26 protein-coding genes and 3 tRNA genes are annotated in these 24628 nt (G+C 71.7%); 21 read left to right on the forward strand and 8 right to left on the reverse strand.

Translation table 11 applies throughout. From position 1 onward, the window contains the following. Positions 1-113: 113 nt before the first annotated feature. From ACIRJT_RS01645 to ACIRJT_RS01655, 3 genes are all read right to left on the reverse strand, one after another. Complete coding sequence (locus ACIRJT_RS01645) at positions 114-773, reverse strand: LuxR C-terminal-related transcriptional regulator (protein WP_371627956.1); 660 nt, start codon at positions 771-773, stop codon at positions 114-116. Between the two features lie 500 nt (positions 774-1273). Then, complete coding sequence (locus ACIRJT_RS01650) at positions 1274-2635, reverse strand: sensor histidine kinase (RefSeq protein ID WP_403903146.1); 1362 nt, start codon at positions 2633-2635, stop codon at positions 1274-1276. A 233-nt stretch (positions 2636-2868) separates the two neighbouring features. Next, positions 2869-4056: a sensor histidine kinase gene (locus ACIRJT_RS01655; protein WP_403903148.1), complete on the reverse strand. Its 1188-nt coding sequence runs from the start codon at positions 4054-4056 to the stop codon at positions 2869-2871. 227 nt (positions 4057-4283) lie between these two features. Here ACIRJT_RS01655 and ACIRJT_RS01660 point away from each other — a divergent pair, with 227 nt between their 5' ends. The 14 genes from ACIRJT_RS01660 to ACIRJT_RS01725 all read left to right on the forward strand — a co-directional run bounded on the left by ACIRJT_RS01660 (position 4284) and on the right by ACIRJT_RS01725 (position 17401). Further along, on the forward strand, positions 4284-4754 hold the full coding sequence (locus ACIRJT_RS01660) for an NADH-quinone oxidoreductase subunit A (protein WP_403904407.1): 471 nt from the start codon (positions 4284-4286) through the stop codon (positions 4752-4754). Next, entirely contained in the window at positions 4745-5422 is a 678-nt protein-coding gene (locus ACIRJT_RS01665; RefSeq protein ID WP_403903151.1) for an NADH-quinone oxidoreductase subunit B, read from the forward strand. Before ACIRJT_RS01660 ends, ACIRJT_RS01665 begins: the two co-directional genes overlap by 10 nt. Further along, the gene (locus ACIRJT_RS01670; RefSeq protein WP_403903154.1) at positions 5419-6894 is read left to right on the forward strand and encodes an NADH-quinone oxidoreductase subunit C; all 1476 of its coding nucleotides are present in this window, start codon (positions 5419-5421) and stop codon (positions 6892-6894) included. Before ACIRJT_RS01665 ends, ACIRJT_RS01670 begins: the two co-directional genes overlap by 4 nt. Continuing rightward, positions 6891-7853, forward strand: coding sequence for an NADH-quinone oxidoreductase subunit H (locus ACIRJT_RS01675; protein ID WP_403903156.1), 963 nt, complete (start codon positions 6891-6893; stop codon positions 7851-7853). The genes ACIRJT_RS01670 and ACIRJT_RS01675 overlap by 4 nt, the downstream gene beginning before the upstream one ends. Next, positions 7853-8461: a NuoI/complex I 23 kDa subunit family protein gene (locus ACIRJT_RS01680; RefSeq protein WP_403903158.1), complete on the forward strand. Its 609-nt coding sequence runs from the start codon at positions 7853-7855 to the stop codon at positions 8459-8461. Before ACIRJT_RS01675 ends, ACIRJT_RS01680 begins: the two co-directional genes overlap by 1 nt. Beyond that, on the forward strand, positions 8461-9159 hold the full coding sequence (locus ACIRJT_RS01685; protein WP_403904410.1) for an NADH-quinone oxidoreductase subunit J: 699 nt from the start codon (positions 8461-8463) through the stop codon (positions 9157-9159). The genes ACIRJT_RS01680 and ACIRJT_RS01685 overlap by 1 nt, the downstream gene beginning before the upstream one ends. Then, complete coding sequence (gene nuoK, locus ACIRJT_RS01690; RefSeq protein ID WP_403903161.1) at positions 9159-9593, forward strand: NADH-quinone oxidoreductase subunit NuoK; 435 nt, start codon at positions 9159-9161, stop codon at positions 9591-9593. Before ACIRJT_RS01685 ends, nuoK begins: the two co-directional genes overlap by 1 nt. After that, a complete protein-coding gene (locus tag ACIRJT_RS01695) occupies positions 9590-11590 on the forward strand; it encodes an NADH-quinone oxidoreductase subunit L (RefSeq protein WP_403903164.1) in 2001 nt (666 codons plus the stop codon). The genes nuoK and ACIRJT_RS01695 overlap by 4 nt, the downstream gene beginning before the upstream one ends. 26 nt (positions 11591-11616) lie before the next feature. After that, positions 11617-13290 (forward strand): NADH-quinone oxidoreductase subunit M, encoded by a 1674-nt coding sequence (locus ACIRJT_RS01700; RefSeq protein WP_403904412.1) that lies wholly within the window; start codon positions 11617-11619, stop codon positions 13288-13290. Beyond that, entirely contained in the window at positions 13287-14894 is a 1608-nt protein-coding gene (locus ACIRJT_RS01705) for an NADH-quinone oxidoreductase subunit N (RefSeq protein ID WP_403903167.1), read from the forward strand. The genes ACIRJT_RS01700 and ACIRJT_RS01705 overlap by 4 nt, the downstream gene beginning before the upstream one ends. A 117-nt stretch (positions 14895-15011) precedes the next feature. Next, on the forward strand, positions 15012-15479 hold the full coding sequence (mscL, locus tag ACIRJT_RS01710) for a large conductance mechanosensitive channel protein MscL (protein WP_403903170.1): 468 nt from the start codon (positions 15012-15014) through the stop codon (positions 15477-15479). A gap of 274 nt (positions 15480-15753) precedes the next feature. Further along, positions 15754-16617 (forward strand): zinc metalloprotease HtpX, encoded by an 864-nt coding sequence (gene htpX / locus ACIRJT_RS01715; RefSeq protein WP_205082623.1) that lies wholly within the window; start codon positions 15754-15756, stop codon positions 16615-16617. Continuing rightward, positions 16614-17006, forward strand: a complete 393-nt coding sequence (locus ACIRJT_RS01720) for a YccF domain-containing protein (RefSeq protein WP_403903174.1) — start codon at positions 16614-16616, stop codon at positions 17004-17006. The genes htpX and ACIRJT_RS01720 overlap by 4 nt, the downstream gene beginning before the upstream one ends. 122 nt (positions 17007-17128) lie before the next feature. Beyond that, complete coding sequence (locus ACIRJT_RS01725; protein WP_097870170.1) at positions 17129-17401, forward strand: GlsB/YeaQ/YmgE family stress response membrane protein; 273 nt, start codon at positions 17129-17131, stop codon at positions 17399-17401. 45 nt (positions 17402-17446) lie between these two features. Here the strand turns inward: ACIRJT_RS01725 and ACIRJT_RS01730 are convergent, their stop codons facing one another. The 3 genes from ACIRJT_RS01730 to ACIRJT_RS01740 form a co-directional block, all read right to left on the reverse strand. Then, positions 17447-18142: an alpha-ketoglutarate-dependent dioxygenase AlkB family protein gene (locus tag ACIRJT_RS01730; protein WP_403903177.1), complete on the reverse strand. Its 696-nt coding sequence runs from the start codon at positions 18140-18142 to the stop codon at positions 17447-17449. 3 nt (positions 18143-18145) lie between these two features. Next, complete coding sequence (locus tag ACIRJT_RS01735; RefSeq protein ID WP_403903180.1) at positions 18146-18670, reverse strand: methylated-DNA--[protein]-cysteine S-methyltransferase; 525 nt, start codon at positions 18668-18670, stop codon at positions 18146-18148. A 248-nt stretch (positions 18671-18918) separates the two neighbouring features. Continuing rightward, positions 18919-19407: a YajQ family cyclic di-GMP-binding protein gene (locus ACIRJT_RS01740; protein WP_006126857.1), complete on the reverse strand. Its 489-nt coding sequence runs from the start codon at positions 19405-19407 to the stop codon at positions 18919-18921. A gap of 163 nt (positions 19408-19570) precedes the next feature. Here ACIRJT_RS01740 and ACIRJT_RS01745 point away from each other — a divergent pair. Then, positions 19571-19652 (forward strand) — tRNA-Tyr (locus ACIRJT_RS01745). A gap of 98 nt (positions 19653-19750) precedes the next feature. On the opposite strand, the gene ACIRJT_RS01750 is transcribed toward ACIRJT_RS01745, so the two are convergent. Beyond that, the gene (locus ACIRJT_RS01750; RefSeq protein WP_403903183.1) at positions 19751-20407 is read right to left on the reverse strand and encodes an SDR family oxidoreductase; all 657 of its coding nucleotides are present in this window, start codon (positions 20405-20407) and stop codon (positions 19751-19753) included. Positions 20408-20441: 34 nt separating this feature from the next. Then, entirely contained in the window at positions 20442-21737 is a 1296-nt protein-coding gene (locus ACIRJT_RS01755) for an amidohydrolase family protein (RefSeq protein ID WP_403903186.1), read from the reverse strand. Positions 21738-21992: 255 nt separating this feature from the next. Between ACIRJT_RS01755 and ACIRJT_RS01760 the strand changes: the two genes are divergently transcribed. The 6 genes from ACIRJT_RS01760 to ACIRJT_RS01785 all read left to right on the forward strand — a co-directional run bounded on the left by ACIRJT_RS01760 (position 21993) and on the right by ACIRJT_RS01785 (position 24620). After that, a tRNA-Thr gene (locus ACIRJT_RS01760) sits at positions 21993-22065 on the forward strand. 45 nt (positions 22066-22110) lie between these two features. After that, positions 22111-22183, forward strand: a tRNA-Met gene (locus tag ACIRJT_RS01765). Positions 22184-22271: 88 nt separating this feature from the next. Further along, positions 22272-22436, forward strand: coding sequence for a 50S ribosomal protein L33 (rpmG, locus tag ACIRJT_RS01770; protein ID WP_003956487.1), 165 nt, complete (start codon positions 22272-22274; stop codon positions 22434-22436). 124 nt (positions 22437-22560) lie between these two features. Next, complete coding sequence (locus tag ACIRJT_RS01775) at positions 22561-23013, forward strand: MaoC family dehydratase N-terminal domain-containing protein (protein ID WP_403903189.1); 453 nt, start codon at positions 22561-22563, stop codon at positions 23011-23013. Continuing rightward, the gene (locus ACIRJT_RS01780; protein WP_403903192.1) at positions 23013-23441 is read left to right on the forward strand and encodes a MaoC family dehydratase; all 429 of its coding nucleotides are present in this window, start codon (positions 23013-23015) and stop codon (positions 23439-23441) included. The genes ACIRJT_RS01775 and ACIRJT_RS01780 overlap by 1 nt, the downstream gene beginning before the upstream one ends. Positions 23442-23564: 123 nt before the next feature. Further along, the gene (locus ACIRJT_RS01785) at positions 23565-24620 is read left to right on the forward strand and encodes a UDP-N-acetylmuramate dehydrogenase (protein WP_403903195.1); all 1056 of its coding nucleotides are present in this window, start codon (positions 23565-23567) and stop codon (positions 24618-24620) included. The last annotated feature ends 8 nt before the right edge of the window (positions 24621-24628 follow it).

Here is a 24628-nt window from a genome sequence, read left to right on the forward strand (position 1 = left end):
AATGCCCCCGGAGTGCTCCTGGGGTGCCCCGGAGCGCCCCCGGAGCGCTCCGGGATACGGCTGCCGGCGGCCCCGGCTCCACCTTCACAGGTAACTGACAGAGTGTCAGGTTGCTAGGAGTTCAGGTAGGTCAGCACGGCGAGGACGCGCCGGTGGTCCCCGTCGCTGGGTGACAGCCCGAGCTTCAGGAAGATGTTGCTGACGTGCTTCTCGACCGCCCCGTCGCTCACCACGAGCTGCCGGGCGATCGCGGAATTCGTCCGGCCCTCGGCCATCAGACCCAGGACCTCCCGCTCGCGCGGCGTCAGCCCGGCCAGCACGTCCTGCTTGCGGCTGCGGCCCAGCAACTGCGCCACGACTTCCGGGTCCAGCGCCGTCCCGCCCTGCGCCACCCGGACGACGGCGTCCACGAACTCGCGAACCTCGGCCACCCGGTCCTTCAGCAGATACCCCACCCCGCGGCTGCTGCCCGCCAGCAGCTCGGTGGCGTACTGCTCCTCCACGTACTGGGAGAGGACCAGCACCCCGATGTCCGGATAGTCCTTCCGCAGCCGCACCGCCGCGCGCACGCCCTCGTCGGTGTGCGTCGGCGGCATCCGCACATCGGCGACCACCACATCGGGAAGCGCCTGCTGGGCGTCGAGGTCCGCCACGGTCTTGAGCAGCGCCTCCGCGTCCCCGACCCCCGCGACCACGTCATGCCCGAGATCGGTCAGCAGACGGGTGAGTCCCTCCCGGAGCAGGACCGAATCCTCGGCGATGACCACGCGCACCCTGTTCTCCACGTTCTCCACGACTGCGAGTCCCCCACTGTTCTGAATATGCCGCATATGCCGCGTTCCCCGCGACCTCGCACGCACCACGCCCGACCACCGCGCACCACGCCCCTACCGCCCAAGCATCCCAGGCCCCGGACACGGATGGGGGCCCTGTGGATAACCCGCACGGCCCGGCAGCAGGGCCCCTGCGCCCCGGGCACGGACCGCCGTACGCTCCGGGACGCTCACGGCCGTACGCCCGGACGAACGCGCCCGTACGCCCCGCCGCCGGACCGGGAGGCCGGGCGAAGGGGCGTACATACGCGGAGTGAGCGGGGGCCAAGCGCGGGGGACGAGAGCGAAGGCGACGGCCGGGGACAGCGAAAGAGCGGGGGAGGGGGAAGCGGGGAGCGGGGGAGGGGAAGCGGGGGAGGGGAAGCGGGGGAAGCGGATAGAGGGAAGCGGAGAGGGGGGAAGCGGGAGCGGGGAGCAGGGCGAGAGGCTCCGCGTCCGGGTCAGCCGCGCCAGGGCAGCTCGGCCGTGACCGTCGTCGGTCCACCGGCCGGGGAGTCGACCACGAGGACCCCGTCCACGGCGTCCAGCCGTTCCGTCAGCCCTGCCAGGCCGCCGCCCGAAGCCGGTGACGCCCCGCCCCGGCCGTTGTCGGTGACCTGGAGCATCAGCCGGTCGGCCGTCCGCCACACGTCGACCGTGGCCCGGGTCGCCCGGGCGTGCTTGCTGATGTTCTGGAGCAGCTCCGAGACGGTGAAGTACGCGATGCCCTCGATCGCCTGCGCGGGCCGCGCGTCCAAGTCCACCTCGACCGTCACGGGCACGGTGCAGCGGGAGGCTATCGCGGAGAGCGCGGCGTCCAGGCCCCGGTCGGTGAGGACGGCGGGGTGGATTCCCCGGGCCAGGTCACGCAGCTCCTGGAGAGCCACCTTCACCTCGCCGTGGGCCTCGTCGACCATGCGGGCGGCGGCCTCGGGGTCGTCGGTGAGCTTCTCCTTCGCCAGGCCCAGATCCATGGCGAGGGCGACCAGGCGGGCCTGTGCTCCGTCGTGCAGGTCGCGCTCGATCCGGCGCAGGTCGGCGGCGGCGGTATCCACGACCACGCCCCGGTCCGACTCCAGCTCCGACACCCGGGTGGCCAGCCGGGACGGCCCCAGCAGACCGGTGACCATCAGCCGGTCCACGGACAGCAGACCCCGCACGATCCACGGCGCGGCCAGCACGAGCGCCAGGCCGATCGCCCCGGTCACCGCCAGCTCGCCGGGCGAGTCCAGATACTCCTGGTGGGTGCGGTCCCCGTACAGCTGGAGACCGTCCTGCCCGCCGAACACCGGGAAGAGCCAGAACCACAGCGGATACGTCAGCGCCGCCAGGCCGTACGTCCAGAACGTGATCGCGACGACGAACGTGAACGTGGCCCACGGGAAGTGGAGCAGCGTGTAGAGCAGGTGCCGCCAGGACACCCCGCTCTTGAGGACCGCGCCCATCCAGGACAACGGGCCGCCGGTCTTCCCCCGCACCCGCTCCGGATCGGCGACCTCCACCCGCAGCAGCCCGCGCGCCCGGTGCCGCTCCAGCGCACCGAAACCCCGGCAGACGGCCAGGCCGGCGGCGAGAACCGGTATCCCGATGAAGGTGACCAGCAGGCCCGCGCTCAGCGACGTCATGGTGACCGCGAAGACGAACGCCGCGGTGGCGAGCGGGAAGCTCAGCAGCGCGTAGAGCAGCTCGCGCCAGGCACGGGCCTCCAGGGGCGCACGCAGCGGAGCGGGGAGAAAGTGCTTCGCCGGGGTCTTCGCCCCGAAGCCGGGGCCGGAACCCTGATGCTCCCGGTCCCGCGTGTCCGGTCCGTATGCCGTGGCCATGAGTCCCGTCCGTTCCGTCTCTGTCTGAAGTCTCTCAGTGGGCTGTGCGTGGGGCAGTGGGCTGGGCGTGGGGCCTGCGCCGTGATGGTGCCGGAGGCGGCCCGTCATCCCGGACCGTTCTCCCTCAAGGGTGCTGGCCGGCGGCCTTTCGCACCATGAGGTCCCTCTCCGTATCCGCCCGGGGGTTTTCCCCACCCCTGGGTGGCTCGGGGGTGGGGAAAACCCCCGGGCGGTCAGGCGGCCGGCCGGGCTGCGGTCCGGTCGCGCCAGGGCAGCTCGGCGGTGACGGTGGTCGGCCCGCCCTCCGGCGAGTCCAGGACGAGCACCCCGTCGACCGCGTCGAGCCGCTCGGCGAGCCCCGTGAGACCCGTACCGCCGTCCATCCGGGCTCCACCCCCGCCGTCGTCCGTGACCTGGAGCATCAGTCGGCCCCCCGAACGCCACACGTCGACGGAGGCCGACCGTGCCCCGCTGTGCTTGCTGACGTTCTGGAGCAGCTCCGAGACGGTGAAGTACGCGATGCCCTCGATGGCCTCCGCCGGACGTCCCCGAAGCCCCACCGACACCTTGACCGGAACCGTGCAGCGGGAGGCGATGGCGGAGAGGGCGGCGTCCAGGCCCCGGTCGGTGAGGACGGCGGGGTGGATTCCGCGTGCCAGGTCGCGCAGCTCCTGGAGGGCGACCTTGATCTCGCCGTGGGCCTCGTCGACCATGCGGGCGGCGGCTTCGGGGTCGTCGGTGAGCTTCTCCTTCGCCAGACCGAGCCCCATGGCGAGGGCGACCAGGCGGGCCTGTGCTCCGTCGTGGAGGTCGCGCTCGATCCGGCGCAGGTCGGCGGCGGCGGTATCCACGACCACGCCCCGGTCCGACTCCAGCTCGGCGATGCGCCGCTCCAACTCGTCCGAGGGCGCCAGCAGCCCCCGCGCCATCGCCCGGTCCACCGTCGTCAGCCCTCGCGTGATGAAGGGCAGCACCGGCCACAGGACGAACAGGCTCGCCACCGTCACCGCGAACGTCAGCACACCCCACGGCAGTCGGACGAACCCGTACAGCAACGCCCGCCAGCCCACCGGGTCCTTGAGCCCCGCCCACAGCCGGACGAAGAACCCCTGCCCCCGGTGGCCGCGTGCCAGCGGACTCGGCTCCTCGACCCGTACGCCGAGCATCCGCCGCGCCCGCCACCGCTCCAGCCGGCCCAGCAGCCGCGAGCCCTGGAGCCCGCCGACCAGCAGCGGCAGCCCGATCACGGTCACGGAGAGCCCGGCGCCGACGGCGATCACGACCACCGTGTAGACGAACCCGACGACGGCCAACGGCAGATTGGCGAGCAGATACGCGACCTCCCGCCAGGTCCACCGGTCGAGGGCGAGGCGGGCGGGCGGCAGCAGGTCGGGATCCGGCACGGAAGGGCTCATGGTCATACCTCCAGCCTGCCGGGCCGGACCCGCGCCCACCATGGGGCTCGTGGGTGGGGTGAAGTAGGGATAACCCCACCTGATGCCCGACGCGGCTGCTTACGCTCCATTTATCAGGCCCTAGACTCCCGTGCGTACAGAACAGGTAGACGGGACAGATGCGGACGACGAGGGAGCGAGGGGCGGACGTGGCCGACGTTACGGACGTGACCGGCGTGGCGGACGCCGTGGGCATGACCGGCGCATCCAGCGTGCCCGGCGCATCCGGCGCATCCGGCGCATCCGGCGTGCCCGGCGTGCCCGGCGTGCTGGTGGACGGACCCACCGCACTCGCCTCGGAATACTTTCAGAGCTATTCGGTCATCGGCCTGCTCGCCCTGGTCGGTGTCCTGTTCGTCGCCGTGGCCTTCGGGGCCGGACGACTGCTGCGCCCCGTCGTCCCCACCCCGGAGAAGCTCCTCACCTACGAATGCGGCGTCGACCCGGTCGGCGAGGGCTGGGCGCACACCCAGGTCCGCTACTACGTCTACGCGTTCCTGTACGTGATCTTCGCCGTCGACTCCATCTTCCTGTTCCCGTGGGCCACGGTGTTCGCGGCGCCCGGATACGGCGCGACGACCCTGGTCGAAATGTTCATCTTCCTCGGCTTCCTGGCCGTGGGACTGCTCTACGCATGGAAGAAGGGCGTCCTCGCATGGGCCTGACGAGCCGGCCGACCCCCGCATCGCAGCAGCCCGCGCCCCCGCCCCCGTCCGACCCGGTCCTCCTTCCCGAGCCCAAGCGTCTCGGCGTGCTCTCCCGGCTCGCACCGGAGCCGATGAAGGTCGTCCTCAACTGGGGCCGCCGCTACAGCCTCTGGGTCTTCAACTTCGGACTCGCCTGCTGCGCCATCGAGTTCATCGCCGCGTCCATGGCGCGCCACGACTTCATCCGGCTCGGCGTGATCCCCTTCGCCCCAGGCCCCCGTCAGGCCGACCTCATGATCGTGTCCGGCACGGTGACGGACAAGATGGCCCCGGCCGTGAAGCGGCTGTACGAGCAGATGCCCGAACCGAAGTACGTCATCTCCTTCGGCGCCTGCTCCAACTGCGGCGGCCCCTACTGGGACTCGTACTCCGTGACCAAGGGCGTCGACCAGATCATCCCCGTCGATGTGTACGTACCCGGCTGCCCGCCCCGGCCCGAGGCGCTGCTCCAGGGCATTCTCAAGCTCCAGGAGAAGATCGCGCGCGAATCGCTCGCCGAGCGGTACGCCACCGGGGTCACAGAGGCCAGGGGCCAGGGCCCGTCCACCGAGGCCCTGCGCAGCGGCCTGGTGTCCGCTCCCACGGCGCCGGCCCCGACGTCGGCCCCGACGGAGGAGCGGCGATGAGCGACAGCGACCGGCACCCGGAATCCGCGGCCGAGGCCTACGGCCGACTGCCGGACGCGGTCACCGACCTGTTCGGCGACGAGGCCACGGCGGAGTCCGCGTACGACCTGCTGACCGTCGACGTCCCCGCCGCCGGCTGGCTCACCGCGCTGCGGACCGCCCGCGACGGGCTCGGGTGCAGCTACTTCGACTGGCTCAGCGCCGTGGACGAACCGGGCGTCGGCTTCCGCGTCTGCGCCCATGTCGCGGCCGTGGGCACGGGTACGGGTACGGTGCGGCGGCTGATGGTACGCACGACCGTGCCGCACGACGCGGCGGTTCTGCCCAGCGCCATCGACGTCTACGCGGGCGCGGCCTGGCACGAGCGCGAGACGCACGAGATGTTCGGCGTCTCCTTCGAGGGCCACCCCCATCTCGTACCGCTGCTCCTGCCGGAAGGCTTCGAGGGCCATCCGTTGCGCAAGGACTTCGTCCTGGCCGCGCGCGTCGCCAAGGCCTGGCCCGGGGCCAAGGAACCGGGGGAGCCGGCGGAGGGACACACCGGCCCCAAGCGTCGCGCGATGCTCCCGCCCGGCGTCCCCGACCCGAACGAATGGGGCCCGCTGAAGGGCCAACTCCCCCCGGCCGCCGCCCGCCCGGGCCGAGCCGCCCGCCCCGCGGCCGACCGCCCACCCCGCCGTACCCGCACCGCGGGCGAGGGCTCAGCGGCACAACGCCCCACGGCGAGCGGACCGGACACCCCCGCAGCTACCGGACCGGACACGCCCGCAACTACCGGAGCGGGCCCCCCCGCAGCTACCGGACCGGGCACCCTCGCAGCTACCGGACCGGACACGCCCGCAGCTACCGGAGCGGACGCCTCCGCGGTGACCGGTGCGGAGACCTCCGCGACGCCTGGCGTGTCCGCGACCCCGGAGGCTCCCACGACCACGCAGCCGACTGCCACCACGCCCCCGCAGGTGGCCCCGACGACCCGCCCGCGCCGCTCCCGGTCGGCGTCCGAGGGCTCGGCAAGCCAGCAGCCACCCCCGGACGCTCCCGCGGCGCCCCCGGCCGCTCCGGCGCGCCGTTCCCGCTCGGCGTCGGGCGGCTCGGCCGGCCAGCGTCCGGCGTCGGACGGGCCCGTGCCCGGGGACACCTCAGGGCCTCCGCCCCGGGTGCGCAGCACGGACGCCCCGTGGCACGACGCCCAACCGGCTTTCGATGAACCGGCCTCCGACGAACCGGAGCGCCCGGAGCCGCCGGTTCGGGAAGGGGCGGGCGAGGGAGAAGCCCCACGCAGCGGCCCCACCTCCACCCCCGGCGAACCCTCCACCCGCAGCGAGGCCGCCGAGTCCGAAGAGCCCGCACCCACGGACGAACCCGCCCCCGCTCCCGACGAAGCCGCTCCCGACGAAGCCGCCCCTGGCAAGCCGCCCCCGGCCCCCGGCAAGCCCGCCCCAGACCACCCCGCCGGAGGCGATCCCGAGTGAACGACGTGTCCGACGTCGCCCTCCGACTGGCCATCGTCTTCGTCGTGTTCCTGGTCGCCCCCCTCCTCGTCGGCCAGGCGGAACACAAGGTGATGGCCCACATGCAGGGCCGCCTGGGCCCCATGTACGCGGGCGGCTTCCACGGCTGGGCCCAGCTCGTCGCGGACGGCGTGAAGTTCGCGCAGAAGGAGGACGTGGTCCCGGCCGCCGCCGACCGCCGCGTCTTCCAGCTCGCCCCCGCCGTCGCCCTCCTCCCGTACCTCCTCGTCCTCGTGGTCATCCCCGTGGGCCCCGGCGCGGTCGGCCAGGCCGTCGACGCGGGCATCTTCTTCGTGCTCGCCGTCATGGGCATCGGTGTCCTCGGCTCGCTCATGGCGGGCTGGGCCTCCGCCAACAAGTTCTCCCTCCTCGGCGGTCTCCGTACCGCCGCGCAGCTCCTCTCCTACGAGCTGCCCATGCTCCTGACCGCGGCTTCCGTGGCCATGGCCGCCGGGACGGTCTCGCTGACCGGCATCCTCGACGCCTTCGAGTGGTGGTGGCTGCCCTGGCAGATCGTCGGCGCCCTGGTCTTCTTCGTCGCCGGTCTGGCCGAGTTGCAGCGTCCGCCGTTCGACATGCCGGTGGCCGACTCCGAGATCATCTTCGGCGCGTACACCGAGTACACCGGTCTGCGCTTCGCCCTGTTCCTGCTCGCCGAGTACGCCGGCATCGTGGTCCTGTGCGCGCTGACCACCGTCCTGTTCCTCGGCGGCTGGCACGGCCCGTTCGGCGCAGACGGGCTCGGCTGGCTCTGGACCATCCTCAAGACCGCCCTCCTCGCGTTCGTCGTCATCTGGCTGCGCGTCAGCTATCCGCGCCTGCGTGAGGACCAGTTGCAGAAGCTCGCCTGGACCACCCTCGTACCGCTCGCCCTCGCGCAGATCGCGCTCACCGGCATCGTGAAGGTGGCGATCAACTGATGTCCCCGATCCCTGGATCCGGCCTGGCCAAGGGCCTTGCCGTCACCCTGCGCACGATGACGAGGAAGACCGTCACCGCGCAGTACCCGGACACCCAGCCCGAACTCCCGCCCCGCTCCCGCGGTGTCATCGGGCTGTTCGAGGAGAACTGCACGGTCTGCATGCTCTGCGCCCGTGAGTGCCCCGACTGGTGCATCTACATCGACTCCCACAAGGAGACGTCGCCGCCCGCCGCCCCCGGCGGCCGTGAGCGCAGCCGGAACGTCCTCGACCGCTTCGCCATCGACTTCTCCCTCTGTATGTACTGCGGTATCTGCATCGAGGTGTGCCCCTTCGACGCGCTGTTCTGGTCGCCCGAGTTCGAGTACGCGGAGACGGACATCCACGAACTCACCCACGAGCGCGACAAGCTCCGCGAGTGGATGTGGACCGTGCCGGAGCCGCCCGCCCTCGACCCCGGGGCCGAGGAACCGAAGGAGATCGCCGCCGCCCGCAAGGCCGCGGACAAGCTCGCCGCCCTGCGCGCACAGGAACAGCGGGAGCAGGCGGACGGGAAGAACCTGGCGGACGGGAAGAACCAGGCAGACGAGAAGGGAGGGACCCCGTGATGCTGCTCAACGCCACCGCCACCGTGGGCGCCACCGCCACCGCTGCCGCAGGTGACCACCCCGGCTTCCTCTCCCCGTCCGGCGTCGAGATCGCGTTCCTGCTCGTCGGCATCGCCACCCTCGGCGCCGCCGTCATCACCGTCACGACCAGGCAGCTGGTGCACGCCGCGCTCTGGCTCGTGGTGGCGCTCGGCGGGCTGGCCGTCGAGTACCTCCTGCTCACCGCGGAGTTCATCGCCTGGGTCCAGGTACTGATCTACGTCGGTTCCGTCGTCGTCCTCCTCCTCTTCGGCCTGATGCTCACCCGGGCCCCCATCGGCCGTTCCCCGGACGCCGATTCGGGCAACCGGTGGGTCGCCCTCGGGGTGGCCGCCACCGCGGCGGCGGCCCTCGTCTGGGTCGTGGTCGACGCCTTCCGCACCACCTGGATCGACCTCGACGGGCCCGCCCAGGGCTCCACCGAGGTCACCGGCGCCTTCCTGTTCCGGAACTGGGTGCTGCCCTTCGAGGCGCTCTCCGTCCTGCTGCTCGCCGCCCTCGTCGGCGCGATCGTCCTGTCCCGCAAACGCGACACGGACACCACGGTCAGCCCCGGCGCCAACGGCACGGCCAAGCCCAGCAAGGTGAAGCCTGGCCCGCCCGCTTCGCCTGGCACACCCAGCACACCCGGCACACCCGGACGGGAGGAGCAGAGCTGATGCATCTCGCCTATCCCGCCGTGCTCGCCGCCCTCCTCTTCTGCGTCGGCCTCTATGGCGTCCTCGCCCGCCGCAACGCGATCCTGGTCCTGATGTCCGTCGAGCTGATGCTCAACGCCGTCAACCTCAATCTCGTCGCCTTCGACGTGTGGCTCCGCGACGCCCTCCACTCCGGCCAGGCACTCACGCTCTTCACCATCGCCATCGCCGCCGCCGAGATCGGCATCGGCCTCGCGATCGTCCTGGCCGTCTACCGCAACCGGGGCACCTCCGACATCGACCGGCTGCGCGACACCGCCGAGACCGACGACGCCGAGACGCTCCCCGACACCGCCGACACCGCCGACACCGCCGACACCGACGGCGCCGGGCCGACCTCCGGCCGTGCGGACGGGACGACGGGGAAGACGAAGAAGGCAGAGGCCACCACGTGACCACCACGACCCTCGCCGCCCTCGTCCCCCTCCTTCCGTTCCTCGGGGCCATCACCGGGCTCGCCGTCGGCCGCTCCGCCCCCGGCTTCGTCCGCCCGCTGGCGATCCTCCCGACCCTCACCGCGGCCGTTCTCGCCGTGGTCGTCGCCGTCCGCCAGGGCGGCGGCCGGGCCATCGACGCCGCGACCCAGCTCACGCCCACCGGCTCGGTCCCGATCGACCTGGCGCTGCACCTCGACGGCTTCGCCGTGCTGGTCGCCGTCCTCGTCACCGTCGTCGCCACCTGCGTACAGCTCTACTCCACGGCCTACCTCCGCGACGACGCCCGCTACCCCTCCTACGCGGCCCTCGTCTCCCTCTTCACCTCCGCGATGCTCCTGGTCGTCTACTCCGGCGACCTGATGGTGCTCCTGGTCGGCTGGGAGATCATGGGCATCTGCTCGTACTTCCTCGTCGGCCACTACTGGGAGACGCCCGAGGCCCGGGCCGCCTCCCTCAAGGCCTTCCTGGTCACCAAGCTCGGCGACGTCCCCTTCCTGATCGGTCTGTTCGCGCTCGCCGCAGACACCGGCAGCTTCCGGATCACCAAGATCCTCGCCGCCGTCGGCAACGGCGGGCTCGACCACCCCACCGTCATCGCCCTGCTGCTCCTCGCGGGCGTCGCCGGCAAGTCGGCCCAATTCCCCCTGCACACCTGGCTGCCCGACGCGATGGCCGGCCCCACCCCCGTCTCCGCGCTCATCCACGCCGCGACGATGGTCGCCGCCGGCATCTACTTCGTGGCCCGCCTGCTGCCCGTCTTCGCGGCCTCCGGCGCGGCGCTCGTCGTCCTCGCCGTGATGGCCGCCGTCACGATGATCGGGTCCGGGCTCGCCGCCCTCGCCCAGGACGACATCAAACGCGTCCTCGCCTACTCGACCATCGGCCAGCTCGGCTACATGTCGGGCGCCCTGGCCGTCGGCGACCGGGGCGCGGCAGTCTTCCACCTGATCTCGCACGGTGCGTTCAAAGCGGTCCTCTTCCTCGCCGCGGGCGTCGTCATCCACGCCGCGGGCACCAACTCGCTCGCCGCCATGTCCCGGATGGGAGGGCTCGCGCGCCGTATCCCGGACGCCTTCTGGACGATGACCGTCGCGCTCCTCGCGCTGGCCGCCATCCCGCCGTTCGCCGGCTTCTTCTCCAAGGAAGCCGTCCTCGTCGCCGCCGAGCACACCGCCCTCGGGGACCGGAGCGTCGCCCCGGCCGCCGCGGGCTGGACGATCCTGGTCGCCGGGCTCCTCGCCGCCGTCCTGACCGCCGCCTACGCCGTACGCCTCTGGCTCCTCGCCTTCCGCGGGCGCGGCGCGGACGTCCCCGACCACGGCAAGCAGCCCGCCGCCATGACCTCCGTCCTGTGGATCCTGGCCGTACCCACCATCGCCCTCGGTCTCACCGTCGGCATGATCGGCGACTGGTTCGACGGGCACGACCTCACGCCGTCCCTCACCACCGCCGTCCTCTCCACCGGCGTCACGCTCATCAGCGGCCTCGTCACCTACGGCGCGTGGCGCCACACCACCGCCCTCGCCGCCCGCACCCCCATCGGTGCCGTCACCGCCCACCCCGGTGTCGAACCCGCCCTCGTCGAAGCCGAGGCCATGACGTCCCACACCGCCGTCTACGGCACCATCGCGGGCGCCCCCGACCCGGCCGACCCCGGCAGGCTCCTCCTCGGGCGGCTGCACCGCCACGCGGTCACCGGCTTCCACCTCGACGCCCTGTACGCGGCGCTGTTCGTCCGCCCCGTCCAGGCAGCCGCCCGCCTCGTCCGCTTCCTGGACCGCGAGGTCGTCGACACCTACGTCAACGGATCGGGCGCCGTCACGCGCCTCCTCGGCACCGCCGTCCGCCGGGCGCAGACCGGCAACGTGCAGACCTACGTCAGCGCCCTGCTCGCCGGGTCCCTCGTCCTGGCGATCGCCGCCGTCGTCTTCGCCAACGTCAACGCGGGGTCGTGACCGTGATCGATATCAGTGCGTCCGTGATGCAGTTCCTTCTGGCGTTCGTCGTCGTCGCCCCGCTCCTCGGCGCCGTCGCGGCCCTGCTCCCCGCCCCGCCCGGACTCAAGGGGAAGAACCCCGACCAGGCCGTGCTCCGCCACGGCGTGACCGTCACCGGCGCCGTCCTCGTCGCCGCGATCGTCCTGGCCGCCGGCTTCGACCACGACCACCCCGCCACGATGCAGGCGACCACCGACATCAGCTGGATTCCGGCGCTCGACGTCCGCATCCACCTCGGCATCGACGGCATCTCGCTCCCCCTCCTGCTCCTGACCGCGCTGCTGACCTTCCTCTGCGCGCTGTACAGCTACTTCAAGCTGCCCGCGGGCCCCTCACCGAAGGCGTTCGTCGCCCTCGTCCTCGTCCTGGAGTCCGGCACCCTCGCCACCTTCGCCGTCCTCGACCTGCTGCTCTTCTTCCTCGCCTTCGAGATGGTCCTCATCCCGATGTACTTCCTCATCGCCCGCTGGGGCGCCGGCCAACGGCAGGCGGCCGCCTGGAAGTTCATCCTCTACACGCTGCTCGGCTCGGTAGTCATGCTGCTGGGCATCCTCCTCATCGGGCTGAAGAGCGGCACCTTCGACATGGTGGCACTCGCCACTGACAACGGCCGGGGCCTCACCACATCCGTGCAGGTCATCGCCGTACTCGCGATCGGTCTCGGCCTCGCCGTGAAGACCCCGATGTGGCCCCTGCACAGCTGGCTCCCCGACGCCCACACCGCCGCCCCGACCGTCGGGTCGGTGCTCCTCGCGGGCGTCCTGCTGAAGATGGGAACGTACGGATTCGTCCGGATCCTGCTCCCCATCGCCCCCGACGGCATGCGGACTTTCGCGCCCTACCTCGCGGCGTTCGCCGTCGTCGGCATCGTCTACGGCTCCCTCGCCTGCCTGGCCCTGGCCCGTACCGGCGCCAAGGGCGACCTCAAGCGGCTCATCGCCTACTCGTCCGTCGGCCACATGGGCTTCGTCCTGCTCGGCATCGCCACCATGACCCCCACCGGAGTCAACGGCGCGCTCTTCGCCAACATCGCCCACGGCCTCATCACCGGCCTGCTGTTCTTCCTGGTCGGCGCCATCAAGGACCGCTACGGCACCGCCGACCTCGACACCCTCGCCGGAGCGACCGGGGCCGCTCTCTACGGCCGGGCGCCCCGCCTCGGCGCCCTGCTCGCCTTCGCCGCCGTCGCCTCGCTCGGCCTCCCCGGACTGGCCGGCTTCTGGGGCGAGATGCTCACCCTGTTCGGCGCGTACAGCCCCGCCGAAGGCCTCAGTCGCCCCGCGTTCCGCACCTTCATGGCCATCGGAGCGTTCGGCACCCTGCTCACCGCCGGGTACATGCTCATCGTCGTCCGCCGCGTCTGCATGGGCGAGCACCCGCCCCACGCCCGGCTGTCACCCGACGACCGGGCCCTGCGAGCTGCGGACGGCGCGCAAAGGGCGGCCGGCCCGCAGCCGTCCGGGGCCGAGCCGTCCGGGGCCGCCGGAGCCCGGCCCGCCACCTCCTCCACCCCGCAGCTCGCCGACATCCAGACGTACGAAGCCGTCGCCTGGACCCCGCTCGCCGCGCTCACCGTCCTCGCCGGTCTCTGGCCCGCGGTCCTCCTCGGCCTCACCGACCCGGCCGTGCAGAAGCTCCTCGCAGGAGGCAAGTCGTGACCGCGGACCTCAGCACCGCCCCGGGCCTGACCGCCCCCGGCACCGGCGACGCCACCGGAAGCCTTGTCGCCGCCGACGCCCCCAGCCTCGTCCAGTCCATCGACTGGCTCGCCATCGCGCCCCCCACCCTCACCGCGCTGGCCGCCCTGATCGTCCTGGTCGCCGACCTGTTCCTGCCCGCGCACCGCAAGCGGCTCCTCGGCTACGGCGCCCTCACGTCCCTCGCCGCCGCCCTGGCGCTCCTGATCCCCCTGCGCGCCGGGGACCGGGCCACCTTCTGCGTCACCACCGGCGCCCAGGCGTGCAGCTACACCGCCGACCACTTCACCCTCGTCATCCAGGCCCTCGTCCTCGGCGGCGCCTTCCTCACCGTGCTGCTCTCGCTCGACGACACCCGCAAGCTGCCGGCGGGGGAGTACTGGTTCCTGCTCCTGGCCTCCGCCTCCGGGGCCGCCCTGCTGCCCGCCGCCCGCGACCTCGCCACGCTCGTCGTCGCCCTCGAAGTCGCCTCGCTGCCCGCGTTCGCCCTCGTCGGCATCGTGCGCGGCGACCGGCGCTCCTCCGAGGCGGCCTGGAAGTTCTTCCTCTCCTCCGTCGTCGCCACCGCCGTCATGCTGCTCGGCGTCAGCTTCGTGTACGCGACCACCGGCACCCTGCACCTCACCGAGATCGCCGTCCGCCTCGACGACGTGCCCCCGGTGCTCGACACCCTCGCCAAGACCGGTGTCGCCCTCACCCTCGTCGGCTTCGCCTTCAAGACCGCCGCCGCGCCGTTCCACTTCTGGGTCCCCGACACCTACGTCGGCGCGCCCCTCCCCATCGCCGCCTACCTCTCCGTCGTGGGGAAAGCCGTCGGGTTCTCGGGGCTCATTCTGGTCACCGTCATCGCGTTCCCCTCCTACGCCGACGTCTGGGGGCCCGCACTCGCCGTCCTCGCCGCGCTCACCATGACCGTCGGCAACGTCGCGGCCCTCCGTCAGAACGCCGACCGCGCCCGCAGCGCTGTCCGCCTCCTCGCCTGGTCCTCGGTCGCCCAGGCCGGCTACCTCCTGGTCCCGATCGCAGCCGCCGCGTACTCCAGCGACGACCAGATCGGCTCCACCGTGGCGTACGCCCTCATGTACGCCGTCGTGAACCTGGGCGCGTTCGCCGTCGCCGCCGTCGTCGCCCGTACCCACCCCGGCAACCGGCTCTCCGACTACCGGGGCCTGTACGCCACCCGCCCGCTCGCCGCCCTGGCCCTCGGCTTCTTCCTGCTCTGCCTGGCCGGACTGCCGCCCGGCATCATCGGGCTCTTCGCGAAGGTCACCGTCTTCTCCGCGGCCGTCGACGCGGGCCTCGGCTGGCTCGCCGTCGTCATGGCCGTCAACGTGGTGATCGCTCTCTACTACTACCTTCAGTGGACCGCGATCCTCTTCCGGGCGCCCGAGGGCACCCCGGAAACCACCGGGGCCGCCACCGGATCCACGGCCTCCGCTCCACCGCGCCGATTCCGGACCCCCACCCCGCTCACCACGGCGATCGCACTCACCGCCATCGCCGGAATCCTGCTCTCCGGGGTCCCGGAGGCCGTCCTGCGCGTCGCCTCCGTCAGCCTCTTCTGAGCTCTCCCCGCCTCGCAAGATCGGTTTGCCCACGGCCCCCGCCACAGGGCATGGTCTTGGCTGCATACGTCACGTAATCGGCGTGGACGTGTCGGCAGCAAGAGGAAAGAGAGAGCAGTGCTGAACGGGTTCAAGGACTTCATCCTGCGCGGGAACGTCATCTCGATGGCGATCGGTCTCGCGGTCGGGGCGGCCTTCACCGCCGTCGTCACGGGCTTCAGCAATGCCTTCATCACACCGCTGATCGGCCTCGCCACGCGGGGCACGGGAGACTTCAGCAAGGCCTCCTACGAAGTCGACGGCGTCGTGTTCCCGTACGGCCTCTTCATCGCCGCCGCGATCGCCTTCCTGATCACCGCCGCAGTGCTGTACTTCTGCGTCGTGGTCCCCATGGCCAAGGTGCAGAACCGCTTCACCAAGGAAGAAGAAGAGGAGGCCGTCAACATCAAGGCCGCCCTCCGCGACTGCCCGCGCTGCTTCAGCGAGATCCCCGCCGTCGCCTCCCGCTGCGGTTACTGCACCAGCGAGGTCGAGCCCGACCCCGAGGCGCTCTCCCTCGCCAAGCTCCCCGCACAGCAGCACTGACCCGCACAGCAGAACCGACCCGCACAGCGACGCACGCACACCTGTAGGACCGCCGCACCACGAGCAACCCCGCCACCCGTACGGCCCAGCGCCACTCCGTACGGGGCCGGGCGCCCGACCGGCGCGAACACGCGGCACAGCCCCAGCCCTCCGGCCGCACGCACAAGGGAACTAGCTCCTCTCGCCTGGCGTTGACCAGTACAGGAGGCTCCACTGGGCAGTGGAGCACCACCATGCAAAGGGTTCCCCTGCTGCACCACTTGGAGGGCGTACCGTGCACCGCCGGCACAACGGGCTGAAGACCGCCGTACTCCTCGGGGGACTGTCCGCACTCATCATCGTCATCGGCAGCTTCTTCGGACGTACAGGCCTCGTCGTCGCGCTCCTGGTAGCCGTCGGCACCAACGCCTACGCGTACTGGAACAGCGACAAGCTCGCCCTGCGGGCCATGCGCGCCCGACCCGTCAGCGAGTTCGAGGCGCCGCAGCTCTACCGCATCGTCCGCGAGCTCTCCACGGCGGCCCGCCAGCCCATGCCACGCCTCTACATCTCCCCGACGCAGGCGCCCAACGCGTTCGCCACCGGGCGCAACCCGCGCAACGCCGCCGTCTGCTGCACCGAGGGCATCCTCCAGATCCTCGACGAACGCGAGCTGCGCGGCGTCCTCGGCCACGAGCTGAGCCATGTCTACAACCGGGACATCCTCATCTCGTCCGTCGCCGGAGCCCTCGCCTCCGTCGTGATGTTCCTGGTCAACTTCGCCTGGCTCATCCCGGTGGGCCGCTCCAACGACGACGAGGGGCCCGGTCTCCTCGGCATGCTCCTGATCATGATTCTGGGTCCGCTCGCCGCCTCCGTCATCCAGCTCGCCGTCAGCCGCTCCCGGGAGTACGAGGCCGACGCCTCCGGGGCCCAGCTCACCGGCGACCCACTGGCCCTCGCCAGCGCCCTGCGCAAGCTCGACGCGGGGACGAAACAGCTCCCGCTGCCGCCCGAGCCCAGGATCGAGACCGCGAGCCACATGATGATCGCGAACCCGTTCCGTCCCGGCCGGGGAATGGCGAAGATGTTCTCCACCCACCCGCCGATGGCGGAGCGGATCGCCCGACTAGAACAGATGGCAGGTCATCGCCCGTGAAAACCATCCTGAACGTCATCTGGCTGATCCTCTGCGGATTCTGGATGTTCCTCGGCTACCTGCTCGCGGGCCTCCTGCTCTGCATCACCATCATCGGCATCCCCTTCGGGCTCGCCGCCTTCAGGATCGGCGTCTACGCGCTCTGGCCGTTCGGCCACACCGTCGTCGACCGCCGGGACGCGGGCTCGCCCTCCTGCGTGGGGAACGTCCTCTGGCTGGTCCTCGCCGGATGGTGGCTCGCGCTCGGCCACATCACCACCGGCATCGCGCTGTGCATCACGATCATCGGCATCCCCCTGGGCATCGCCAACTTCAAGCTGATCCCCGTCTCCCTCATGCCCTTCGGCAAGGAGATCGTCCCCACGGACCAGCCCTTCGCCGCCCGGTAGTCCGCCGCGCCGCACCCGGACCGGGGCGTCCGTCCCGACCTCGACGGACACGCCCCGGGCAACCGAACGCAGGCCCGTGACGTCTTGGGTTTCAAGACGAAGCAAGGGGTAGGTGCGGCCATATGGGCATCATCAGTTGGATCATTCTCGGGCTGCTCGCCGGAGTCATAGCCAAAATCCTCCTCCCGGGACGCGACCCGGGAGGCATCATCGGCACCACCCTGATCGGCATCGCCGGGGCCTTCGTCGGAGGCTGGCTCTCCAGCAAGTTCCTCGACCGCCCCATCAGCAACGACTTCTACGACACCGCGACCTGGATCGCCGCCATCGCCGGTTCACTGGTCCTGCTCATCGCCTACCGGCTGCTGTTCGGCAACTCCCGCGAACGCCGCTGACCCGGGGACGGACAGGGGGCCCGTGAACGGCCGTCGCACACCGCTCTACCGCACGCCCCGTGATGCCATCCCGGTCTCCCGCAGCGTCAGGTTCAACCGGCCGGCCCGCAGTCCCGCGGCCGGGTCGGCCGGCCCCGCGTACACCTTCGGCACCCCGTGGAAAGCGAAACGCGACGGCCCGCCGAAGACGAACAGATCCCCGGACGCCAACTCCACATCCGTGTAGGGCCGCCCGCGTCCCTCCGTGTTCCCGAAACGGAACACGCACCTCGCCCCGATGCTCAACGACACCACAGGAGCGCTCGACCGCTCCTCCTTGTCCTGATGCATGCCCATCCGCGCGGTGTCGTCGTAGAAGTTGATCAGCGCGGTATCCGGTGCGAACGCCTCCGCCGCACGCTCGTCCCCGTACGCCTCGGCCACCGCCGCCCGTCCCAGGTCGCCCAGCCAGTCCGGGAACGCGGCCACCCGGGCGCCGTTCACGTCGTCAGCCGTACGCGCGTACCGGTACGGCTGCCAGTGCCACCCCAGGCACACCGTCCGCACCGACATCACCCCACCGCCCGGCAGCAGCGTGTGCCGCAACGGGACCGGCCCCCGCGCCCACTGCCGGCACGCCGCCACCAACTCCGCCCGCCGCTCCACCGGCAGCCACTCCGGGACATGGACGGCCCCCGGCGCGACCACCCTCCGCGGCCGCCGGAACAGGCCGTCCGAGGACGGCGGAAGCCCTGGCGCCACGCCTCAGCCCGCCCCGCCCTCGATCCCCAGCAGCAACTTCTTCCGCTCCAGCCCGCCCGCGTACCCCCGCAACGCCCCGTCCGCCCCGATCACCCGGTGGCACGGCCGCACGACCAGCAACGGATTGCGCCCGATCGCCGTGCCCACCGCCCGCACGCCCGCCCCCGAGGACCCGACCCGCGCCGCGACCTCCCCGTACGACACCGTGCTCCCGTACGGGATCGACTCCAGCGCCGCCCAGACCCGCCGCTGGAACTCCGTGCCCGCGCCCTCCGCCAACGGCACGTCGAACCGCGTCGAACGCCCCGCGAAGTACGCCTCCAACTGCCGGGCGACCTCCGCGAACGCCGCGGGGGCGTGTCGCCAGCGGTCCTGGACGACGGCGCCGCCCTTCTGGCCGAGCATCGACAACGAGCGCAGCCGGACCCCGGCCGCCCCAGCCGCATCCGGCCCGTCCGCCACCGTCTCGCCGACCAGTAGCAGCTCACCCAGCGGGCTCTCCACCCGTGCGTACACCGTCGTCGTCATGCCTTCTCACTTCCCCGGTCGGTACCGCCAGTCTGCGCCCACTCGCCGCACCCCCACCGGCGGTATTCGGACATCGCACCCGCGCCCGGGGCCCGGCACACGAAGAGGCACGCCGTCGAGGTCGGCCTCGGCGGTGTGCCCCCGTCGTGCTCGGCTCGGCTCAGTAGTCTCAGCTCAGTCGGTCGTGTCAGCTCGGCTCGGTTCGGCTCAAGCGATCCGGCAACGCCCGTACGGATCTCAGCGGTTGATCACCGGTAGTTCACGAACTGCACCGCGAAGTCGAAGTCCTGCCCCTTCAGCAGCGCCTGTACGGCCTGCAGGTCGTCCCGGCTCTTCGAGCTGACCCGCAGCTCGTCACCCTGGACCTGCGCCTTGACGCCCTTCGGGCCCTCGTCGCGGATGATCTTCGCCACCTTCTTGGCGTTGTCCTGGGAGATGCCTTCCTCGATCGTGGCGAAGATCTTGTACTCCTTGCCGGAGAGCTGCGGCTCGCCGGCGTCCAGCGACTTCAGCGAGATGCCGCGCTTGATCAGCTTGGACTGGAAGATGTCGAGGATGGCCTTGACGCGCTCCTCGCCGTTCGCCTCCATCAGGATCTTCTCGCCCGACCACGAGATCGAGGCGCCCGTGCCCTTGAAGTCGTAACGCTGGGAGATCTCCTTGGCGGCCTGGTTGAGGGCGTTGTCGACCTCCTGCCGCTCGACCTTCGAGACGATGTCGAAACTGGAGTCGGCCATGACGTGTGGCTCCTTGCGTCGAATGCTTGGGGATACGGCGCAAGCCTAGCCACCGCCGCACCCTCCGGCGGCTGATCAATGAGGTGGCGGAGCACCCCTGGCCATCAGGTATCGTTTACGTCGTCGCCAAGGAGATCACCACGAGATCCAACGCGTCGTTCGAGGCGGTGTGCCCGAGTGGCCAAAGGGAGCAGACTGTAAATCTGCCGGCTTCGCCTACCCAGGTTCGAACCCTGGCGCCGCCACACGAACGAAGCCCCCGACCGGTTCTTCCGGTCGGGGGCTTCCTCGTTGTCCCGGCGCGTTCCCGGTGCGGAGTTCCGCCGGGGAGTCCCGCCGCGGATCAGTTGCCCGCGACGTCCTTCACGGCCACCGTCACCGGCACGTTCCCGGAGATCGCCTCAAGGGTCAGGCCCGCCGTCGCCGGGGTGTCCAGCAGCTCCAGCAGCGTGGCCGCCACGTCGTCGCGGGGGATCGGGCCGCGGCCCGTCGAGGCGGCCAGGAGGACCTGTCCGTTGCCCGCGTCGTTGGTCAGCATGCCGGGGCGCAGGATCGTCCAGTCCAGCGCGGTGCGGGAGCGTACGTCGGCGTCGGCGGCACCCTTGGCCCTCAGGTACACGTCGAAGACCTCGTCGCCGGGGTGGTCGGGGTCGGCGCCCATCGAGGAGACGACGAGATAGCGGCGGACGCCCGCCGCCTCGGCCGCGTCGGCGAACAGCACGGCCGCGTCGCGGTCGACGGTGTCCTTGCGGGCGACACCGCTGTTCGGCCCCGCGCCCGCGGCGAAGACGGCCGCGTCCGCGCCGCGCAGCACCTCCGCGGTCTGCTCCACGGTGGCCGATTCGAGGTCCAGCACGGCGGGTTGGGCGCCGGCTTCGGTCAGGTCCTGACTCTGTTGGGGGTTGCGGATGATTCCTACGGCTTCATCCCCGCGTGCGGCGAGCAGCCGCTCCAGCCGCAGTGCGATCTGTCCGTGTCCACCTGCGATGACAATGCGCATACCACTGACCGTACGCCCGGGGGCCGGGTCGCGCTCAGTTCCTCGGCCCCGCGCCGGAGTCGGGCCTGCCCTGACGCGGGAGCCCGCCGAGCCCCGTGGCGGCGTCTCCATCGGAGTCGCAGTACTCGCGCACGGCGCTGGTGCGGGCGACGATCCGGCCGCCGTGGATGACGATGCGGCTGTAGGCCAGGGAGAGCACCGCGGAGAGGCGTTCGCCGCGTACGGCGAGGAGTTCGGCGGGGAATCCCGCCTCGACCCGCACGTCGGGAAGGCCGAGGGCCGCGCGGGCGGTCGTGGAGACCAGGGCGTACGCCTGTTCGGCGTGTAGCCCCGCCTGGGAGGCGAGGAGATAGGCGGCTTCGAGCGGATCGCCGCGACCGACCGGGTTGGCCGTGTCCCGCAGCGCACCGCTGCCCGCCGCGACGCGTACGCCTGCGGAGCGCAGCAGGCGTACGGGGGCGGTCGTACGGCGCTCGGCTCCGGCGCAGCCGCCCTGAGGCAGGCAGACCACGGTGATCCCGGCGGCGGCGAGCTGATCGGCGGCCCGGGCCGCGGCGTCCAGCGGCAGATGGGCCAGGCCGCCGCAGGGGCCGAGGGTGACGCCGGGGCGCAGGCCGGCCGCCATCGCGGCGAGCCGGGCCAGGCGGACGGGGTCGTCGCCGTCGGTGTGCAGGTCCACGGGGCAGCCGTGCTCGGCGGCGATCTCCAGGACGGCCTCGGTGTAGCCCGTGGGGTCGGGGTCGAGGTCGGGGCAGCCGCCGACGACGGCCGCGCCCATCTTCACCGCGTCCCGGAGCATCGCGAGGCTGTCCGCCCCGGCGACGCCGGTGAGGAGCCGGGGGACCGCGACGGGCATGACGTCGGCGAGGCCGCGCAGGGCGCGCCGGGCCTGCAGGACGGCTTCGAGCGGGGAGAGGCCCTGGACGTCGCCGACGCGGACGTGGGTGCGCAGAGCGGTGGCGCCGTGGCCGAGCTGGAGGAGGGCGGCCTCGGTGGCGCGGCGCTGGATGTCCTCGGTGCGGTGGGAGGCGGGGCCGGGGCTGTCGGGGCCCGCGCCGTCGGCGGTGAGTGCGGTGTCGCTGTGGGCGTGGGGTTCGGCCGGGGCGGGGAGCAGCAGGTAGCCGCGGAGGTCGATGCGGGGGCCGCGGGCGGTGAGGCTGCCCGCGGTGCCGACGGCCTCGATCCGGCTGCCGCTCAGGCGTACGTCGACGGCCCGGCCGTCGGCGAGGCGGGCGCCGCCGAGGACGAGGGTGGGGTGGTCGGCGGTGGTGGCTGCGTCGGCGCTGTCGGGCGCGTTGTCGTCGGGCCGCCGTGGCTGGCTGTCAGGCATCGCGCTCCTGGGAGGGGTGCAAGATCACACGGAGTGACCACACCCTAGGGGTGTGCGGGGGCGGCGTCCGGGAGGGGCGGAATAGTCGTACCGGTGCGCCCGCGCCGGCTGCCGGCCGGACCCGTTCCGGAGTCGGACGCGGCCTGGATCAAGGCCTGATCAGGCGGTGTGGGCGGCCCTGGGCGGGGGGCCGGCGAGGGCGGGACAAACGGATTTGGGCAACCGGCGGGGGACCGTGTAATGTCTTCATCGCTCGCCCCAATAGCTCAGTCGGTAGAGCGTCTCCATGGTAAGGAGAAGGTCTGCGGTTCGATTCCGCATTGGGGCTCTGGTGATCGGGAAACCCCGCTTCGGCGGGGGGACTCATCATCAAAGCGGTGTAGCTCAGTCGGTAGAGCAAGCGGCTCATAATCGCTGTGTCACCGGTTCAAGTCCGGTCACCGCTACTAACGGTAGCCGATTGCTGGGTCGGTCCTTCGATCGGCTACCCTTTTATGCGTTCATCCGTCCACCGTCCGTCCAAGGAGCACTCACGTGGCTGCCACCGACGTCCGCCCGAAGATCACGCTGGCCTGCGTGGAGTGCAAGGAGCGGAACTACATCACCAAGAAGAACCGGCGTAACAACCCGGACCGTCTTGAGATGAAGAAGCACTGCCCGCGCTGCAACTCGCACACCGCGCACCGCGAAACGCGCTGAATCAGGCTCGTACACGAGGCCGTCCCCTCTGGGGGCGGCCTCGTGTCGTTGTAGGGGGTCCGTTCCCGCACAGGGGCGTGCCCTTGTTCGTCTTTCACCAGGTTTCTCAGGAGGTAGCGAGCTCATGGCGCTCGACCAGTCCTTCGTGGGGCGGACCTATCCGCCCACTCCGGCGTACGAGGTCGGCCGGGAGAAGATCCGCGAGTTCGCCGAGGCGGTGGGCGACGCCCATCCGGCGTACGTCGACGTGGAGGCGGCCCGTGCCCTCGGCCACGCCGAGGTGATCGCGCCGCCCACGTTCGTCTTCTCGATCACCTACCGGGCCGCCGGAGAGGTGGTGCGGGACCCGCAGCTGGGCCTGGACTACAGCCGGGTCGTCCACGGCGACCAGAAGTTCCGTTACGTGCGTCCGGTGCGGGCGGGGGACCGGCTGACGGTCACGTCGACGATCGAGGCCATCAAGTCCCTCGCGGGCAACGATGTCCTGGACGTCCGCGGGGATGTGCACGACGAGGCCGGCGAGCTGGTGGTCACGACGTTGATGAAGCTGGTGGCGCGCGCCGCCGAGGAGGCGTGATGACGGCGAAGGTCTCTTACGGGTCGGTCGAGGTCGGTACGGAGCTGCCTGCGCAGTCGTTCCCGGTGACGCGGGCCACGCTCGTGCAGTACGCCGGCGCGTCGGGCGACTTCAACCCGATCCACTGGAACGAGAAGTTCGCGCTCGAGGTCGGGCTGCCGGATGTGATCGCGCACGGCATGTTCACGATGGCCGAGGCGATCCGGGTGGTCACGGACTGGGTCGGCGACCCGGGCGCGGTCGTCGACTACGGGGTGCGTTTCACGAAGCCGGTCGTCGTGCCCAACGACGACAAGGGCGCGCTGATCGAGGTCAGCGGCAAGGTCGCGGTGAAGCTGGACGACAACCTGGTCCGGGTGGACCTGATCGCCCTGTGCGACGGCAAGAAGGTGCTGGGGATGTCGCGGGCCGTGGTCCGGCTCGCCTGAGGCGTACCGGCGCGGCAGCCGGGAGTGAGGGGCGTTTCTCCGGCGGAGGGGCGCCCCTCCGCCGGCGCTCGCCGTCCCCGGCCCCGCACGAGCTGCGGGGGCGCGGACCGTACTCTTGTCCCCGTGCAGGAACTCCACGACGCCCCCCTCGCCCCCCTGACCACCTTCCGGCTCGGCGGCCCCGCCGCCCGGCTGCTGACCGCCACGACCGACGCCGAGGTGATCGCCGCCGTGCGCGAGGCCGACGCGAGCGGCACCCCGCTGCTGGTGATCGGCGGCGGCTCCAACCTGGTCATCGGGGACAAGGGCTTCGACGGCACCGCCCTGCGGATCGCCACGCAGGACTTCGCGCTGTCGGGGACGTCCCTGGAGCTGGCGGCCGGTGAGGTCTGGACCGACGCCGTCGCCCGGACCGTGGAGGCGGGCCTCGCGGGCATCGAGTGCCTGGCCGGCATCCCCGGGTCCGCGGGCGCGACGCCCATCCAGAACGTCGGCGCGTACGGACAGGAGGTGTCCACCACCATCACGGAGGTCATCGCCTACGACCGGCGCACCGAGGAGACGGTGACGATTCCGAACGCGGAGTGCGCGTTCTCGTACCGTCACAGTCGCTTCAAGGCCGAACCTGACCGCTTCGTGGTGCTGCGTGTCCGATTCGAGCTGGAAGAGGCGGCTGGGCTTTCCGCGCCTCTGAAGTACCCCGAAACGGCCAGGGCCATGGGCGTCGAGCAGGGCGACCGCGTCCCGCTGGCGGCCGCCCGCGGGACCGTGCTGCGGCTGCGCGCCGGCAAGGGCATGGTGCTGGACCCGCAGGACCACGACACCTGGTCGGCGGGGTCCTTCTTCACCAACCCGATCCTCGAACCGGCCGCGTTCCAGGACTTCCTCACCCGGGTCGGCGAGCGCCTCGGCCCGGACGTGAGGCCCCCGGCCTTCCCCGCCGAGGACGGACGCACCAAGACCTCGGCGGCCTGGTTGATCGACCGGGCCGGATTCACCAAGGGCTACGGCAGCGGCCCCGCCCGGATCTCCACCAAGCACACCCTCGCCCTCACCAACCGGGGCGCGGCCACCACCGAGGACCTGCTCGCCCTGGCCCGCGAGGTCGTCGACGGGGTGCACGCGGCCTTCGGCGTCACCCTGTTCAACGAGCCGGTGACGGTCGGCGTCAGCCTGTAGGAGACGTC

This window comes from Streptomyces sp. NPDC102283 (genome assembly GCF_044766265.1).
In the GTDB taxonomy this organism is placed as follows: Bacteria; Actinomycetota; Actinomycetes; order Streptomycetales; family Streptomycetaceae; genus Streptomyces.